Origin of the sequence: Burkholderia sp. FL-7-2-10-S1-D7 (genome assembly GCF_001524185.1) — a bacterium.
GTDB classification, from domain to species: Bacteria; Pseudomonadota; Gammaproteobacteria; order Burkholderiales; family Burkholderiaceae; genus Burkholderia; species Burkholderia diffusa.
In genome coordinates, this window is the sequence record NZ_LOWY01000032.1 from 36,573 (window position 1) to 53,833 (window position 17,261).

A 17,261-nucleotide genomic window follows, 5' to 3' on the forward strand; every position below is an offset into this window, starting at 1 on the left:
TGACGGGAAAACGCGGGCCGGTTGCGATGCCGGCCCGCGTTCATTACGACGTGAGCGTCTTCAACGCATGCGCAAACCGCTTGTCGGCCACATACGCGACGTTGAACCGGCAATACGCGGACGGCTGATCGGCCTGTGGCGAGAACACCGCGCCCGGCGCGAGGATCACGCCGCGTTCCAGCATCGCCTGCGCCAGCGCCATCGAATCCGGCCAGCCGGGCATCGCGGCCCACAGATACAGGTTCTGCTCGCACGGCCGATAGACCAGTGCGCCGAGCCGGTCGAGCGCGTCGAGGGCGGTGCCGGTCGCGCGTCGCAGCTTCTCCTGAAGATGATTCGTGTGCCGGAGAAAATGCCCGTCGCTGACGATTGCGTCGAGCGTGCGCTCGCAATACTCGGAGCTGCTCACATGGGTCAGCATCTTCACGTCGGCGAGGTCGCTCGCGAGTGCCGCATTGCACGCGAGGAAACCCACGCGCAGCGCTGCCGATACCGACTTCGAGAAACTGCCGACATAGATCGTGCGGCGCAACTGATCGAGTGTCGAGATGCGCGTGAGCGAGCGTGGCCGAAGGTCGGCCAGCGCGTCGTCCTCGACGATGATCAGGTCGTGCGCCTCTGCGAGCTGCAGGATACGGTGCGCCTTGGCCGCACTGGTATCGGTCGCGGTCGGGTTGTGCCCGACCGATTGCGTGAAGAACAGCTTCGGCCGGTGGGCGGCGATATGCTCGGCCAGCTTCGCGACATCGGGGCCGTCGATCTCGCGCGGCACGCCCACGACGTTCGCGCCGCTCAGCTTGAGCTTGCCGAACAGCGGGTAGTAGCCCGGGTCGTCGACGAGCACGGTGTCGCCGGGGCGCACGAAGTAGCGCAGCACCAGATCCATCGCCTGGTTCGCGCCGTGCGTGAGTACGATCTGCGCGGGCGGTGCCTCGATCTCGTAGCCGGCGAGCTTCTGCTGCAGCGACTGGCGCAGCGGCAGGTACCCGAAGCGGCTGCCGTAGCGGAACAGCGACGCGGAGCCGGTACGCATGATGCGCTGCTGGTACTGGTTCAGCCGCGTCTCCTCGAGCCATTCGATCGGCGGGAAGCCTTCGCCCAGATTGAGCACGTCGGGCTTCTCGTGAAGCTGCTCGCGCATCAGCCACACGATGTCCATCGCACGGTCGAGCGAGCTCGGCTCGTCGATGGTGGGCGCGGCCGCCGCGCGCCGCGTGACGAAGAAGCCGGAACCGCGGCGCGGCTCAATCAGGCCATCGGCGGCGAGCAGCTCGAACGCGCTGATCACGGTGTTCTTCGAACACCCGGACGCCTCGGCGTATTCCCTGATGGAAGGCAGTTTCGCGCCGGCCGGCAACACGCCTTCCTCGATCTGTCTGGCGAGATTGTCCGCCATGGCGCCAGACAGGCTGGCTCTTGCACGCTGTTTCATCGCGATGTTCCGTCGGGCGGATTCACTGTCATGGGTACGGATGTCCGGCTGTCTGGTCAGACTGTACCTTTTCAATGGGTACAGCGTGACTATTATTCGGCTATCCGCTGCCCGCCGCAACCGTGGCCGGCCACACCGCCACCCCGAGACACAATGACATCATGTCCATCGATTCCGCGTTGCCGAATTTCCGTGCGCTGACGCCCGCACAACGTTTGTCCCACCTCGCCCGCGTCGTCGGGCTCGGCGATGCCGAGCACGCGCTGCTCGCTTCGCCGGGCGCGTTGCCGCTCGATATCGCGAACGGGATGATCGAGAACGTGATCGGCACGTTCGAGCTGCCGATGGCCGTGGCCGGGTACTTCCGGATCAACGATCGCGACGTGATCGTGCCGATGGCCGTCGAGGAGCCGTCGATCGTGGCGGCCGCATCGTATATGGCGAAGCTGTCCCGCGCGGCCGGCGGCTTTCGCACGTCGAGCAGCGGCCCGCTGATGCGCGCGCAGGTGCAGGTGATCGGCGTCGGCGACCCGTACGGCGCGCGGCTCGCGATCCTGCGGCACGCGGCCGAACTGATCGAACTGGCGAACAGTCGCGACAAGGTGCTCGTCGGCCTCGGCGGCGGTTGTCGCGACATCGAGGTACACGTGTTTCCCGACACGCCGCGCGGTGCGATGGTGGTGGCGCACCTGATCGTCGACGTGCGCGACGCGATGGGCGCGAATACGGTCAACACGATGGCCGAAGCCGTCGCGACCCGCATCGAAGCGATCACCGGCGGGCAGGTACGGTTGCGGATACTGTCCAACCTCGCCGATCTTCGCCTGGCGCGCGCAGAGGTACGGTACTCGGCGCAGACGCTCGCGACCGACGACTATTCGGGCGAAGCGGTGATCGATCGGGTGATCGATGCATACGTATTCGCGGCGACCGACCCGTACCGCGCCGCGACACACAACAAGGGGATCATGAACGGCATCGATCCGGTGGTGGTCGCGACCGGCAACGACTGGCGCGCGGTGGAAGCCGGCGCGCACGCGTATGCGAGCCGCAACGGCCGCTACACGTCGCTGACGACGTGGGAGAAGGCCGACAACGGCGACCTCGTTGGCACGATCGAGATGCCGATGCCGGTCGGGCTCGTCGGCGGTGCGACGAAGACGCACCCGCTCGCGCGTCTCGCGCTGAAGATCATGAACGTGACGTCGGCGCAGGAACTCGGCGAGATTGCGGTCGCCGTCGGGCTTGCGCAGAATCTCGGGGCGCTGCGCGCGCTCGCGACCGAAGGGATCCAGCGCGGCCACATGGCGCTGCACGCGCGCAACATCGCGGTGGCGGCTGGCGCAACCGGCGCGGACATCGACCGGATCGCGCAACGGATGGTCGCGGCGAACGACGTGCGCACGGATTTCGCAGTCGCGTTGCTGGCAGGGCGCAGCGACGGCTGATCCGCGGCGGCTCGTGCGACATGCCGCACGACGCGCCGGTACGGCCGGCGACATATCAATCAAGGAGGAGACACATGGAACAGACCGGTTCAAGCGCCGTATCGGCGGTGCCGCCTCGCGGACGGCCGTCCGCGCATGTCGATGCGTCCGCCGACACGCTCGTCGAGGTGTGGGGCGACACGGTCGCCACGAAACATCTGGCATGGTCGGTCCTGCTCGGCGTCGCGATCAGCCTCGGCGCCTTCGAGGCCGGCCGGTTCGCACTCGCGTCGTTCGTGCGGGATGCGGCCATCGCGCGAGCTTATGCAATGCTGATCGGCCTCGGCGGCTGCCTGCTGGGCGGCGTGCTGTGCGCGTTGCTGTTCAAGCCGAAGCGAACGGTGATCGAGCACGCGGCCGGCGGCCCCGAGCGCGACGAAGCGCTCCGGCAACTTGCCGAAGCATCGGGCGGCCTCGGCTCGGCAAGCGACCTGTCACCGAGTGCGCGTGCCGAAATGGAGGAACTCGGGCTGCTCGACCTGTTCGCTTCCTACGAAGCGTCGTCCGCGCGGGCGCGCACGGGAGGCCGCTGATGGACGCATTCGTGCATGCGTTGCCGTCCGCGCTGGCGATGGGGCTGCTCGGCGCGATCGTGTTCTCGGGCATCGGCCTGATCTCCGGCACGGACGAAACGACGACGATCGCGCCGCTTACGCTGCTCGTCGCGCTGCTGGGCGTGCCGCCCGCCGGCGTGTTCACGTTCTTTCTCGCGGGCGCGGTGGCCAAGCACATCACGCATTCGATCCCGACGGCGCTGCTCGGCATTCCCGGCGACACGATGGCCGCGCCGCTGTTGCAGCAGGCGACGCTGCTGCGCGCGCTCGGCGTACCGCACATCGCGCTGCGGAAGATGATTTCCGGCGCGATCGTCGCCGCGTTCGTCGCGCTGCCGCTCGCGGTGCTGTTCGCGTCGCTGCTCGCACCGTTCGGCACGGCGATCGCGAAGGCGGCACCGTGGGTGTTCCTCGCGGCAGCGGTCGGCATCGCATACTTCTCGGCGGGGCGCTGGGCGTCGGTGCTGCTGCTCGTGCCGTTCGTGATGCTGGTGGTCGGGCTGCAGGCGCTGACCGCTCGTTACGGCGTGAAGCTGAGCGTCAGCTACTTCCTCGGGATCGCGATCGGTCCGTTGGTCGCCGATCTGTTCTCGATCCTGTCCCCGGCCGAGCGGCGGCGCATGCGTCGCGACGGGCCGTCGACGTTCGTGCTCGCGCCGGACGTGAAGGGCTGGCGCGGTTACTTCCCGAATCCGCTGAAGGTGCTCGACCGCGAACAGGTCGGATGGACGGTCGGGACGGCCGTCGTGTCGAGCGCGACCTTCGTGTTCAGCCCGGTCGCGATGACGGTGCTGATGGGCGAGATCGTCGGCGCGCGCGTGCGGCATGCGTATCAGCGCCTGACGACCGTGATCGCCGCGCGCAACGGCGTGACAGAGGCGACCTACATCGCGGAGGCGCTGATTCCGCTGATCGCGTTCGGGTTGCCGCTGAGCCCGGTGGCGGCAGGGCCGGCCGCGCCGCTGTTCAATGCGCCGCCGCGCTTCACGGTCGACGCGGCGAGCGGGCAAATTCACAACCTGCATACGCTGATGAGCTGGCCGGAGTTCCTCGGCTACGGCCTGCTGTCGATCCTGCTGGCCGCGCTGATCGCGTATCCGCTCGCGATGCACCACGCGCACCGCGCGGCGGCGTTCGTCGCGCGCAAGCTGAGCCACGAGGCGATCATCGCGACATTCGCGGGGCTGATCGTCGTGATCGGCGTGTGGGAAGGGCAGTTGCCGGGGCTCGCGGTGATCGTCACGGTCGGCCTGTTCGGCGGGATGCTGTCGCGCCTGTTCGCATTCAACACGGGCGTGCAGTTCATGGGGTATTACGTCGCGGTGCTCAGCGTACCGGCGATCCTCAAGCTGTTCTGAAGCGCCGGCGCACGGGGCCGCGTGTGCCGCGCGGCCCCGGGAAGCGCCGTTTCGCATGCGATTTTTGAATCGCTGTATGTCGTACCGGAACACAGATACGTTGGGATACAAAGCCTCCGGATGGTTCGGATATAAAACCGGTGAAGCGATTCACAAGGGCGGCGCGGTGCCACGTGCCGCCGCCGTGAACGGCGATACCTGAACGCCCGCACGTGCCGCGGGCCACTTCCTTAGCGATCGACAATGGAGAACGCGTCATGCCTGATACCGTGAATACCCGCCGCCGCCTGATTCTGGGCACGACACTCGCCAGCCTGAGCCTCGCCGACCTCGGGTTCGGCTCGCTCGCACGCGCGCAGTCGGCGCCCGATGCGTCTGCGCCGAAGCGCGCGGCCGGCGCGGCCTCGCTCGGCAAGATCCACCAGATCGACGCGGGCGTGCTGAACGTCGGGTATGCGGATCTCGGACCGAAGAACGGCCCCGTCGTGTTCCTGCTGCACGGCTGGCCGTACGACATCTACAGCTACGCGGAAGTCGCACCGCTGCTCACGGCGGCCGGCTATCGCGTGATCGTGCCGTACCTGCGCGGCTACGGGTCGACGACGTTCCGCTCGGCCGACACCGTGCGCAACGGCCAGCAGGCGGTGACGGCCGTCGACATCGTCGCGCTGATGGATGCGCTGAAGATCGATCGTGCGGTGTTCGGCGGCTACGACTGGGGTGCGCGCACGGCCGACATCATCGCGGCACTCTGGCCGGAGCGCGTGAAGGCGCTGGTGTCGGTGAGCGGCTACCTGATCGGCAGCCAGGAGGCGAACCGCAAGCCGCTGCCGCCGCAGGCGGAATTCCAGTGGTGGTATCAGTTCTACTTCACGACCGAGCGCGGCGCGCTCGGCTACGCGGCGAATCGCGACGCGTTCAACAAGCTGATCTGGCAACTCGCGTCGCCGAAGTGGCAGTTCTCCGACGAAACCTACGCGCGCAGCGCCGCATCGTTCCAGAACCCCGACCACGTGGCCGTCGTGATCCACAACTATCGGTGGCGCCTCGGGCTTGCGAAGGGCGAAGCCCAATACGACGACATCGAGCGGCGGCTCGCCGCCGGCCCGGCCATCACCGTGCCGACGATCACGATGGAGGGCGACGCGAACGGCGCGCCGCATCCGGAGCCTGCTGCGTATGCGAAGAAGTTCACGGGCAAGTATCAGCACCGGACCATCACCGGCGGCATCGGCCACAACCTGCCGCAGGAAGCGCCGCAGGCATTCGCGGACGCGATCCTGCAAGTGGAACACCTGTGATGCGGGCAGACACGGGTGCGTTGCGCCGCGGCGCGCGCCGTGCGCTCGTCGCGGGCGCGCTGCTGGCGGGCGCGTGGTCGGCGAGCGGTCCGGCCGCGTTCGCGGAGCAGCCGAAGCCGGCGGCGTCGCCGATCTACGGCGTGACGATCCCGCCCGGCTACCGGAAGTGGGAAATGGTCGCGCCGGCCGAGGAAGCGGCGCCGCTCGACGAATTGCGCGTGGTCCTCGGCAATCCCGTCGCGATCCGCGCGCTCGAACAGTCGACGCTGCCGTTTCCGGACGGCACGATCCTCGTGAAGCTCGCGTACAAGCGCAAGCAGTCCGAAGAGTTCGCGCCGGCGACGGTGCCCGGCCAGGCGACGACCGTGCAGGTGATGGTGAAGGATTCGCGCCGTTATGCGTCGACGGGCGGCTGGGGCTTCGGGCGCTTCATCAACGGCGTGCCGGCTGATATCGGGCAGCACCAGACCTGCTTCGCGTGTCATCAGGCGCGCGTGAAGAATCACGATTTTGTGTTCACGCGGCTTGCGCCATGACGTGACCTGACCGGATCGGTCTGACGGAAAGGCGTGCCGCACGTGGCACGCCTTTTTTCATGGTGGGGGGCGGGCGAGCGGCGTGTTGGTTACGGGGTTTGTATCGCACTGTATCGCGAACCGCTGCGGAAACATCGGATTGCAAAACGCCCCTGTTTCGGAAACATGCCGGATACGCGAGCGGGTTCTACTGTCGACATGCAGCAAACGTTCGGTGCGAGACATTCGCACCGGATGCCGAGTGATCGATACCCCAACTTCCTCCAAGGAGAAATCTCATGAAAGCCGCTCGAATCCTCGCAGTCGCCGTGCTCGCTTCGATCCCCGCATTGTCGTTCGCCGATACCGGCCACGGCCTCACGCGCGCCGACGTGCGCGCCGACCTCATCCGGTTCGAGAAGGCCGGCTACAACCCCGTCGGCAGTGACGCGCATTACCCGGACGATATCGCCGCCGCACAGAGCGCCGTCGCCGCCGCGCAGCAGGTTGCACGCTCGGACCAGAACGGCCCGTCGAAGTCGCAGGACGACAACGTCGCTGCCGCGTCGGCGCCTGCCACCCGCCACGCCGCGGCCGACAAGCGCGCCGAACGGAACGCGCGGACGGACACCGACGATCTGTACGCACATTCGTGATGCGTTGCCGCGCCTGCCGCGCGCAGGCGCGGCCGCATCGGAAACACTTCAGATGAACAACACGACGGAAAGGAGCATGCAGATGATCGGTTTGACGAAACGGGTTCTGGTGTCCGCGGCGGTGCTCGGCGGGCTGTTCGGTGCGGTCGCGGCGCAGGCCGCGCCGAAGGAAGACCTGAAAGACACGAACGTCGTGCTCGTGCACGGCGCATTCGCCGACGGGTCGAGCTGGAACCGCGTGATTCCGCTGCTCGAAGCGCGCGGCCTGCACGTCGTGTCGGTGCAGAACCCGCTGAGCTCGCTCGCCGACGACGCAGCCGCGACGAAGCGCGCGATCGACGAACAGAAGGGCCCCGTCGTGCTGGTCGGCCATTCGTGGGCCGGTGTCGTGATCAGCGACGCCGGCAACGACGACAAGGTGAAGTCGCTCGTGTACGTCGCGGCATTCGCGCCGGACAACGGCCAGTCGATCGCCGACGTCACGCAGGGGTTGCCGGCCCCGTCGTGGGCCGGCGAGCTGCGCAAGGACGGAGGCGGTTTCGCGACGCTGTCGGACAAGGCGATCGCGCAGGATTTCGCACCGGACCTTCCGCCCGCGCAGCAACGCGTCGTCGCGGCGACGCAAGGGCCGTGGTACGGTGGCTGCATTTCGGAGAAGGTCGCGCAGGCCGCGTGGCATGCCAAGCCGTCGTCGTTCGTCGTCACGACGCAGGACCGGATGATCGATCCGAAGCTGCAAGAGGCGATGGCGAAGCGGATCGGCGCGACGGTCACGCGCGTGAACGGCAGCCACGTCGCGATGCTGAGCCAGCCCAAGGCCGTGGCCGACGCGATCATCGCGGCCGCGGAACGGGCGAAGCAGGATGCGCAGTGAGTGAATGCGGCGCCGCGTGGCGGATGACGTGGCGCCGTCGGTGATTGTGATGTCCTTTCACGAGGAGAAGTCATGACGCAGCAACTCTGGCAACTGTCGGCGACTGAAATTGCGAAACGCGTGCGGCAACGTGAAGTGTCTGCGCGGGAAGTGGCGGATGCCGCACTGGCCCGCCTCGACGCGGTGAACCCGGCGATCAATGCGGTGGTCGAGCATCGCCCCGGCGACGTGCGGCGGCAGGCCGACGACGTCGATCGCGCGATCGCCCGCGGCGACGATCCGGGCCCGCTTGCCGGGGTGCCCGTGACGGTGAAGATCAACGTCGACGTCGCGGCGTTCGCGACGACCAACGGCACGCGGTTGCAGGAAAACCTGATCGCGAGCGCCGACAGCCCGTCGGTGTCGAACCTGAGAAAGGCCGGCGCGGTGCTGCTCGGCCGCACCAATTCGCCGACGTTCGCGCTGCGCTGGTTCACGTCGAACCTCGTGCACGGCCATACGTACAATCCACGCAACCGGTCGCTGACGCCGGGTGGTTCGAGCGGCGGCGCGGCGGCTGCCGTGGCCGCCGGGATCGGCCCGATCGCGCTCGGCACCGACATCGGCGGCTCGGTGCGTTATCCGGCTTATGCGTGTGGCGTGCATGGCATCCGGCCGTCGCTCGGGCGTGTGCCGGCATTCAATGCGTCATCGCCGGAGCGTGCGATCGGCGCGCAACTGATGTCGACGACGGGGCCGATCGCACGCACGATCGACGATCTCGCGCTGGCGCTGCGTGCGCTCGCCGCACCGGACCCGCGCGACCCGTGGCACGTGCCGGTGCCGATCGACGGTCGCCCGGTGCCGAAGCGCGCGGCGCTGTGCGTGCGTCCGCGCGGTCTGGAAGTCGTGCCCGAGGTCGAGGCCGCGTTGCGCGATGCCGCGCGACGGCTCGTCGACGCGGGATGGGCCGTCGAAGAAATCGGCGATACGCCGCCGATGCGCGAGGCCGCGCTATTGCAGGAGCAGCTCTGGCTCGGCGACGGATTCGATGCGCTGGCAAACGCGGTGGCGAGCGACGGCGATCCGGGCGCGGCCGCGGTGATCGCCGCCGTGCGCGGCAAGGTGCGCGATCTGCCGGCCGACGTGATCAGCCGTGCGCTTGTGCGGCGTACGACGCTGACGCGGCAGTGGCGGCTCTTTCTCGACGAATATGCGGTGTTGTTGTTGCCGGTGTCGTCCGAGCTTCCGTTTCCCGACGATCTCGATCTGCAAGGGCCGGAAGCGTTCGAGCGCGTATGGGAAGCGCAGCTCACGCTGCGGGCGCTGCCGGCGATGGGGCTGCCGGGGCTCGCGGTGACGACCGGGATCGTGAACGACGTGCCGGTGGGGGTGCAAGTGGTTGCCGCGCATCATCGCGAGGATCTGTGCCTGCTCGCGGGGCGTGACATCGAGGGGCGCGGCGCGCCGATCGTGGCAGTCGATCCGATGCGCTGATGCGGTGACGGGCGTGGTGTGTCGACGATGCGCCACGCCCGTCGGCCATCGGTCATCGATTCATCGTTTCATCGTTTCATCGTTTCATCGAAGCGCGCCATTCGACCCGGCGCGCGATTTCACTTCGGATTCCGTTGCAACGTGTGACGCATCGCGTGCGGGGTGTCGCACGTGGACCTTTTCCGTGGCGATGCGGGGCCGTAATGGCGCTCAGCGCCCTGCCAGCATTCGCCCGCCAAGCCCCATCAGCAGCAGCCCGGCCGTCGTATCGAGCACGGCCTTGCGCCGGATCAGCAGCCGCCGCACCGACGGGTGCGACGCGAGCAGCGCCATCGTGCAGTACCACGCGCCCGAAATGCCGATCGACAGCGCGACGACCGCGAGATCGAACCACGCCGGCGCATGGGCCGGCACCATCAACGCGAAGATACTGCCGTAGAACGCGACGGATTTCGGGTTCGTCATGCTGACCACGTAACCCTTCTTCGCGGCATGCCAACCGGAGGACGCGGCCGGCGCGGAAACGGCGAGCGGCTTGCGCGCGGTCAACACCATTTTCAGGCCGAGCCAGATCAGGTACGTGGCGCCCGCGAGCCGCAGCGCGCTGTGCACCCAGGCGACGTGGGTGACGAGCAGGCCGAAGCCGGCAATCGCGATCGCGGCCCAGGTGCCCGATGCGGCCGCGAGGCCGAGCCCGGTCATCACGCCGGCGCGACGCTGCGCGACCGCGGTCGACGTGACGATCACGAAGTTCGGGCCTGGGCTGGCCACGCTCAGGAACAGGACGCCGGCGAGCGGCAGCAGGAGGGCGATGGTGGTCGACATGGCTTGGGCGGCGAAGCGACGGAAGGAGCGTTCATCTTACCCGAGCGCGACGCACCGGCCGTCGCACGGCTGCGACCGCGATTGTTGACCGCGTTGGAAAGGTCCAATCCAGAAAGAGCAATAGGTGCCGCGAATATGACCGATTATTCTCCCGAGCGCTATACCGGCAGGCGCACACGCATGCTGTCGGACTGCTTACAAAATCAATCGCTCAGGGAGGCATTTCATGAAACGCATCGTCGTATCCGGTGGTGTCGGCGCGGTATTCGTCTTGACCGCGGCATCGTCCGCATTTGCGCAGAGTTCCGTCACGTTGTATGGCCTCGTCGATACGGCGATCCGTTATCAGACGAACGCCGGCCCCGACGGGAAGGACCTGATCGGAATGACGGTCGGCCCCGAAACGCACAGCCGCTGGGGCTTGCGCGGCAGCGAGGATCTCGGCGGCGGCCTGTCCGCGATCTTTCGTCTGGAGAACGGTTTCGAGCTCGGCGACGGCAAGCTGCACGTCGCGAACACGCTGTTCAGCCGGCAGGCATACGTCGGCCTGTCGAGCGACCGGTACGGCTCGCTGACCTTCGGCAACCAGTACGCCCCGCTGTACGACACGATGGGCGACGTGTTCGATCCGATGACCGTCGGCGACTACTGGCAGGACAGCTGGGCGTACAACGGCATCGGCAATTACCTGACGGTGCCGAACTCGGTGAAGTACAAGTTCTCGTACAGCGGCTTCAGCGTCGATGCGATCTACGGGTTCGGCAATCATGCCGGCGCGATGGGCCTCGACAGCACGTACGGCGTCGAGCTGACCTACGCGCAAGGGCCTGCGTCGATCAACGCCGGCTACCAGCAGACCTCGGTGTCGTCCGTGAACGGCAGTGCGATCAACGGCGCGAAGGTGAGCTTCATGCACGTGAGCGGCGCGTATCAGGTCACGCCGTCCGTGCGCCTGCTCGCCGGCTGGCTGCACGGTCAGGACAAGACGGGCACGACGGACTTCAACATGCAGCAGGCCGGCGCGCCCACGCTCGGCGGCGGCAGCCCGAATCGCATCGACGATACGTTCTACGTCGGCGCGAACTGGCAGGCCACCGCGCCGCTGCTGATCACGGTGGCAGGCTATTACGGCCACGCGCGCAATGCGGAGCGGCTCGACGGCACGCTCGGCTCCGGGATCAACTACTCGGCGACCGTGCTGGCCGAATATTCGCTGTCGAAGCACACCGAGGTGTACGGCACGGTCGATTTCGCACGCGGCAACGGCGCGTTCGCGGCCGACTATCCGGGTGCCACCAACCGGCTCACCGGCAAGGTCGACCAGATCGGCAGGACCAACAACGTCGGGGCCGCGATCGGCCTGCGCCAGATGTTCTGACGACGGCGCGCGCGGCTTGCGCATACGAAAAACGCGTGGCGACCGGTGCCGCCACGCGTCGTGGATCGATGCGCGCGGTCGCCCGGCTCGGGCGTCAGAAGTCGAACCCCGGCCCGCCGCCACCCGGCCCGCCCGGCACCGCGGCCGGCGCTGCATCCTTCGGTGCTTCGAACACGGTCGCATCGGTCGTCAGCAGCAGCCCCGCGACCGACGCCGCGTTCTGCAGCGCGGTGCGCGTGACCTTGGTGGGATCGAGCACGCCAGATTCGACGAGGTCGCCGTATTCACCGGTCTGTGCGTTGTAGCCGAAGTTGCCCGAGCCTTCCGCGACCTTGGCGACGACCACGCTCGCTTCCTCGCCCGCGTTCGTGACGATCTGGCGCAGCGGTTCCTCGAGCGCGCGCAGCACGATCTTGATGCCCGCGTCCTGATCGGCGTTCGCGCCCTTGAGTGTGTGGATCGCCTGCCGCACTCGGATCAGCGCGACGCCGCCGCCCGGCACGATGCCTTCCTCGACGGCCGCGCGCGTCGCGTGCAGCGCGTCGTCGACGCGGTCCTTCTTCTCCTTCACTTCGATCTCGGTGGCGCCGCCGACCTTGATCACCGCGACACCGCCCGCGAGCTTGGCCACGCGTTCCTGCAGCTTTTCACGGTCGTAGTCGGAGGTCGCTTCTTCGATCTGCACGCGGATCTGCTTCACGCGCGCCTCGATGTTCTTCGCATCGCCCGCGCCGTCGATCACGGTCGTGTTTTCCTTGCCGACCTCGATGCGCTTCGCCTGGCCGAGCTCGGCGAGCGTCGCCTTCTCGAGCGTGAGGCCCGTTTCCTCGGCAATCACCTGCCCGCCGGTGAGGATCGCGATGTCCTCGAGCAGCGCCTTGCGGCGGTCGCCGAAGCCCGGCGCCTTGACCGCGACCGTCTTCAGGATTCCGCGGATGTTGTTCACGACCAGCGTCGCGAGCGCTTCGCCTTCGACGTCTTCCGCGATGATCAGCAGCGGCCGGCCCGACTTCGCGACCTGTTCGAGCACCGGCAGCAGGTCGCGGATGTTCGAGATCTTCTTGTCGTGCAGCAGGATGTACGGGTTCTCGATCTCGGCGATCTGCTTGTCGGCGTTGTTGATGAAATACGGCGACAGGTAGCCGCGATCGAACTGCAGCCCTTCGACGACGTCGAGTTCGTCGGCAAGCGACTTGCCGTCCTCGACGGTGATCACGCCTTCCTTGCCGACGCGATCGATCGCCTCGGCGATGCGCTGGCCGATCGATTCCTCGCCGTTCGCGGAGATCGTCGCGACCTGCGCGATTTCCTTGCTGGTGGTGGTCGGCTTGCTGATCTTCTTCAGCTCGTCGACGGCCGAAGCGACGGCCTTGTCGATCCCGCGCTTCAGGTCGAGCGGGTTGAGCCCGGCCGCGACGTATTTGTGGCCCTCACGCACGATCGCCTGCGCAAGGACGGTGGCCGTCGTCGTGCCGTCGCCGGCCGCGTCGCTCGTGCGCGACGCGACTTCCTTCACGAGCTGCGCGCCGACGTTCTGCAGCTTGTCCGCGAGTTCGATTTCCTTCGCGACCGACACGCCGTCCTTGGTGACGACAGGTGCGCCGAAGCTGCGTTCGAGCACGACGTTGCGGCCCTTCGGCCCGAGCGTGACCTTCACCGCGTTCGCGAGAATGTTTACGCCTTCGGCCAGCTTCGCACGGGCGACGTCGCTGAAAATGATTTCCTTCGCTGCCATGATTGCGCTCCGTTATTGATTGACGACCGCGACGATGTCTTCCTCGCGCAGTACGAGGAACTCGTTGCCGTCCACCTTGACGGCCTGGCCTGCGTACTTGCCGAACAGCACGCGTTCGCCGACCTGCAGGTCGGGCACGATGCGTTGGCCGTCCGCGTCCTTGCGGCCGGGGCCGACTGCGATCACTTCGCCCTGGTCGGGCTTTTCCGCGGCGCTGTCGGGGATCACGATGCCCGAGGCGGTGGTGGTTTCCTGGTCGAGTCGCTTCACGACGACCCGGTCGTGCAAGGGGCGTAGGCTCATCTGTCCGTCCTGTTCTGTTGCGTCGAAATTGGCTGGCACTCTTTGGTACAGAGTGCTGACGAGTATAAAAACGCACGGCGGCGCGATCCAATAACGGATTCGGAAATGCATTTGCGCGGATGCGCTTTGGACGAAGGATGGACCCGGCCGCGCGCGGGATCGTCAGATCAGCAGCGACAGCGTTTTGAACAGCGCGAGATCCGCCTTGCGTGCCGAGCGCGCATGGCGGCGGATCACGTGCAGCAGGCAGTCGATGAAGCAGCGCGCCGCGTCGCTGAGCGTGCTGCTGCGCCGCGTGACGATCCCGAGTTCGTCCGGCTCGAAGGTTTCCTTCAGCGGCAGCACGCGCATCCGTTCGCCGAACTGCGGCACGGACGCGAGGATCGTCGGACACCAGGTGCACATGTCGGCCTGTTCGAGCATCGTCTGCAGCATCGACACCGATTGCGCGCGCACGATGCGCCGCTCGTCGATTTGCGCGCCGTGGCGCGTGAACAGGGCGTCGACGAGCGCGGCCTGACCGTCGGCCGTGGAATTCAGCACCCAGTCGTCGTCGAGCAGGTCGTGGATCGACCGCGCGCGCTCGCGCGGATGCCCGGCGCGCACCATGACCGACATGTCGTAGCGCAGCAGCGGCTCGAACGAGAATTCCTGCGCGCTGCCCGGCTGCATGTGCCTGAGCGCGAAATCCATGCTGCCGTCGCGCAGCAGCGGCTGGGCGACGGCCGTTAGCGCCTCGTAGAGTTCGAGTCGCACGTCGGGCATCCGTTCGCGAAAGCGCAGTACCGTTTCCGCGAGGAACGTCAGCGTCAGCCACGGCGTGACGCCGATGCTCAGCCGGCCCTCGACGCGGCCGCGCATGCGCTCGAGATCGCTCTGCGCGTGTTCGAGTTGCTTCAGCACGAGCTTCGCGTGCGTGAGCAGCGTCTTCCCGTATTCGGTGAAGCCGATCCCCTCCGGCGCGCGCACGAGCAGCGGCAGGCGTTCGCTGGCCTCCAGTTCGCGCAGCGCGCGCGTGACGGCCGCTTGCGACAGCCCGAGCGAGCGCGCCGCGCCGCGAATGCTCCCGGCCTCCGCGCTCGCGACGAGCGCCTGCAACTGATGCAGCTTGATCGTGCTCATGGTGCGATACCTGACAACGAAAGGTTGTCATCATAACGAAACGGCGGCTGTTCGCCGGGATTTTCGCTGCCTACGATGCGGCCACGATCGGTCATCCGGGCGATCGGCAACCGCAGTGCATCGAGGAGAATCGGGGTTGGACCATCCATCTATCCAGCCGGAAATGGCTGCCATCGAGGCCGAGATGATCGCGCTGCGCCGCCGGCTGCACGCGCATCCGGAGCTGGGTTTCGAGGAACATGCGACGGGCGGTCTCGTGGCCGACTGTCTGACAACGTGGGGTTATCAGGTGACGCGCGGGATCGGCGGTACGGGCGTGGTCGGCACGCTGGTGCGCGGCGCCGGGAAACGGCTCGGATTGCGCGCGGACATGGATGCGCTGCCGATCCACGAGACGACCGGATTGCCGCACGCGAGCCGGCACGACGGCGTGATGCACGCGTGCGGTCACGACGGACATACGGCGATGCTGCTCGCGGCGGCGCGCTGCCTGGCCGAGCGCGCGCGCTTCACGGGCACGCTGAACGTGATTTTCCAGCCGGCCGAGGAAGGGCTCGGCGGCGCGAAGCGGATGATCGACGACGGGCTGTTCGCGCGGTTTCCGTGCGACGCGGTGTTCGCGATGCACAACGTGCCCGGCCTGCCGGCCGGCGTGCTCGGTTTCTGCGACGGCCCGGCGATGGCGTCGGCCGACGAGGTGCGCGTGCGCGTGACGGGGCGCGGCGGGCATGGCGCGGCGCCGCACCTGACGGTCGATCCGGTGGTCGTGTGCGCGTCGATCGTGATGGCGCTGCAGAGCGTCGTGTCGCGCAACGTGAATCCGCAGGACCTGGCGATCGTCACGGCCGGCTCGATCCATGCGGGCATGGCATCGAACGTGATCCCGGCGCATGCGGAACTCGCACTCAGCGTGCGTGCGCTGTCGGCCGACGTGCGCGCGCTGCTCGAAACGCGCATCCGCGAGATCGTGCACGGGCAGGCCGCGAGCTACGGCGCGAAGGCCGAGATCGACTATCGCCACGACTATCCGGTGCTGGTCAACCACACGGCGGAAACCGCGTTCGCGCGCGACGTCGCCCGCGAATGGGGCGGCGACGCCGCGCTGATCCCGCACCTGAAACCGATCGCGGCGAGCGAGGATTTCGCGTTCATGCTCGAAGCATGCCCCGGCAGCTACCTGTCGATCGGCAACGGCGACGGCGCGGCCGGTTGCGGGCTGCACAACCCGGGCTACGACTTCAACGACACCTGCCTCGCCACCGGCGCGAGCTACTGGATCGCACTGGCCGAGCGCTATCTCGCGTAACGAGCCCGCACGATCTCGATCGACGATTCACACAACGAAGGAGACTGGCAATGAAGCAGTGGAAACGGATGGCGGCGCTCGCAATGGCGCTGGCGGCAGGGGCGGCGCATGCGGGCGACTGGGCGGGCAAGGAGATTCGCCTCGCGGTCGATCCGACTTATCCGCCGCTCGAATACAAGCTGCCCGACGGGACGCTGACGGGCTTCGGGATCGACATCACGAACGCGTTGTGTGCGGAGCTGCATGCGCGCTGCGTGTGGGTCGAGTCGAGTTTCGACGGGATGATTCCGGGGCTGCTCGCGCGCAAGTTCGACGTGATTGCGTCGTCGATGACGATCACGCCGAAGCGGCAGCAGCAGATCGCGTTTACGAACCGGATCTCGAATGCGCCGGCGCGCCTCGTTGCGCGCAAGGGGTCGCCGCTGCTGCCGACGGCCGACGCGCTGAAGGGCAAGCGCGTGGGTGTCGAGCAGGGTTCCGCGCAGGCCGACTACGCGGTCGCGAACTGGCAGCCGGCCGGCGTTCAGGTCGTGTCGTACCAGAACCAGGACCAGGTTTATGCCGATCTCGTGACGGGCCGGCTCGACGCCGCGTTCCAGGCATCGATCGCGGCAAGCGACGGCTTCCTGAAGAAGCCGCAGGGCAAGGATTTCGCGTTCGTCGGCGCGGCGATCGACGACGTGAAGTATTTCGGGCAGGGCGACGGGCTCGGGCTGCGCAAGCAGGACAACGACTTGCGCGAGGCGTTCAACCGCGCGCTCGCGACGATTCTCGCGAACGGCACGTACCAGCGCATCAACCGGAAGTATTTCGACTTCGACATCTACGGCGCGAAGTAACGCGTCCGTCAGGCTCGAGAAAGGGGGGCGCCGCGAGCCGCGCGCCCGTCAAGGCAGCACCGCGTGTGCGCGAGCGGCGGACGATGAGCCTCACGCCGAG

The 17,261-nt window shown here is 67.4% G+C and carries 16 protein-coding genes; 11 read left to right on the forward strand and 5 right to left on the reverse strand.

Annotation, left to right across the window (positions count from 1 at the left end; all coding sequences use genetic code 11):
- Positions 1–43: 43 nt before the first annotated feature.
- Positions 44–1,432: an aminotransferase-like domain-containing protein gene (locus tag WS75_RS14555; RefSeq protein ID WP_059681098.1), complete on the reverse strand. Its 1,389-nt coding sequence runs from the start codon at positions 1,430–1,432 to the stop codon at positions 44–46.
- 161 nt (positions 1,433–1,593) lie between these two features.
- Between WS75_RS14555 and WS75_RS14560 the strand changes: the two genes are divergently transcribed.
- The 8 genes from WS75_RS14560 to WS75_RS14595 all read left to right on the forward strand — a co-directional run bounded on the left by WS75_RS14560 (position 1,594) and on the right by WS75_RS14595 (position 9,653).
- Positions 1,594–2,880, forward strand: a complete 1,287-nt coding sequence (locus WS75_RS14560) for a hydroxymethylglutaryl-CoA reductase, degradative (RefSeq protein ID WP_059681099.1) — start codon at positions 1,594–1,596, stop codon at positions 2,878–2,880.
- A 74-nt stretch (positions 2,881–2,954) separates the two neighbouring features.
- Positions 2,955–3,452, forward strand: a complete 498-nt coding sequence (locus WS75_RS14565; protein WP_059681100.1) for a hypothetical protein — start codon at positions 2,955–2,957, stop codon at positions 3,450–3,452.
- On the forward strand, positions 3,452–4,831 hold the full coding sequence (locus tag WS75_RS14570; RefSeq protein ID WP_059681101.1) for a tripartite tricarboxylate transporter permease: 1,380 nt from the start codon (positions 3,452–3,454) through the stop codon (positions 4,829–4,831). The genes WS75_RS14565 and WS75_RS14570 overlap by 1 nt, the downstream gene beginning before the upstream one ends.
- 257 nt (positions 4,832–5,088) lie before the next feature.
- On the forward strand, positions 5,089–6,132 hold the full coding sequence (locus tag WS75_RS14575) for an alpha/beta fold hydrolase (RefSeq protein ID WP_059681102.1): 1,044 nt from the start codon (positions 5,089–5,091) through the stop codon (positions 6,130–6,132).
- Positions 6,132–6,668: a cytochrome P460 family protein gene (locus WS75_RS14580; protein ID WP_059681103.1), complete on the forward strand. Its 537-nt coding sequence runs from the start codon at positions 6,132–6,134 to the stop codon at positions 6,666–6,668. The genes WS75_RS14575 and WS75_RS14580 overlap by 1 nt, the downstream gene beginning before the upstream one ends.
- Positions 6,669–6,946: 278 nt before the next feature.
- Complete coding sequence (locus WS75_RS14585) at positions 6,947–7,303, forward strand: DUF4148 domain-containing protein (protein ID WP_059681104.1); 357 nt, start codon at positions 6,947–6,949, stop codon at positions 7,301–7,303.
- An 82-nt stretch (positions 7,304–7,385) separates the two neighbouring features.
- Positions 7,386–8,177, forward strand: a complete 792-nt coding sequence (locus WS75_RS14590) for an alpha/beta fold hydrolase (protein ID WP_059681174.1) — start codon at positions 7,386–7,388, stop codon at positions 8,175–8,177.
- Positions 8,178–8,249: 72 nt separating this feature from the next.
- A complete protein-coding gene (locus tag WS75_RS14595) occupies positions 8,250–9,653 on the forward strand; it encodes an amidase family protein (RefSeq protein ID WP_059681105.1) in 1,404 nt (467 codons plus the stop codon).
- Positions 9,654–9,863: 210 nt separating this feature from the next.
- On the opposite strand, the gene WS75_RS14600 is transcribed toward WS75_RS14595, so the two are convergent.
- Positions 9,864–10,478 (reverse strand): LysE family translocator, encoded by a 615-nt coding sequence (locus tag WS75_RS14600; RefSeq protein ID WP_059681106.1) that lies wholly within the window; start codon positions 10,476–10,478, stop codon positions 9,864–9,866.
- Between the two features lie 226 nt (positions 10,479–10,704).
- Between WS75_RS14600 and WS75_RS14605 the strand changes: the two genes are divergently transcribed.
- On the forward strand, positions 10,705–11,856 hold the full coding sequence (locus WS75_RS14605) for a porin (protein WP_059681107.1): 1,152 nt from the start codon (positions 10,705–10,707) through the stop codon (positions 11,854–11,856).
- A 94-nt stretch (positions 11,857–11,950) separates the two neighbouring features.
- Here the strand turns inward: WS75_RS14605 and groL are convergent, their stop codons facing one another.
- The 3 genes from groL to WS75_RS14620 form a co-directional block, all read right to left on the reverse strand.
- Positions 11,951–13,591: a chaperonin GroEL gene (gene groL / locus WS75_RS14610; protein ID WP_059681108.1), complete on the reverse strand. Its 1,641-nt coding sequence runs from the start codon at positions 13,589–13,591 to the stop codon at positions 11,951–11,953.
- Between the two features lie 12 nt (positions 13,592–13,603).
- The gene (locus WS75_RS14615) at positions 13,604–13,894 is read right to left on the reverse strand and encodes a co-chaperone GroES (protein WP_059681109.1); all 291 of its coding nucleotides are present in this window, start codon (positions 13,892–13,894) and stop codon (positions 13,604–13,606) included.
- 162 nt (positions 13,895–14,056) lie between these two features.
- On the reverse strand, positions 14,057–15,016 hold the full coding sequence (locus WS75_RS14620) for a LysR substrate-binding domain-containing protein (RefSeq protein WP_059681110.1): 960 nt from the start codon (positions 15,014–15,016) through the stop codon (positions 14,057–14,059).
- A gap of 184 nt (positions 15,017–15,200) precedes the next feature.
- Here WS75_RS14620 and WS75_RS14625 point away from each other — a divergent pair, with 184 nt between their 5' ends.
- Positions 15,201–16,322, forward strand: a complete 1,122-nt coding sequence (locus WS75_RS14625; RefSeq protein WP_156429784.1) for a M20 aminoacylase family protein — start codon at positions 15,201–15,203, stop codon at positions 16,320–16,322.
- Positions 16,323–16,372: 50 nt separating this feature from the next.
- Positions 16,373–17,161, forward strand: coding sequence for an ABC transporter substrate-binding protein (locus tag WS75_RS14630; RefSeq protein WP_059681112.1), 789 nt, complete (start codon positions 16,373–16,375; stop codon positions 17,159–17,161).
- Positions 17,162–17,261: the final 100 nt, after the last annotated feature.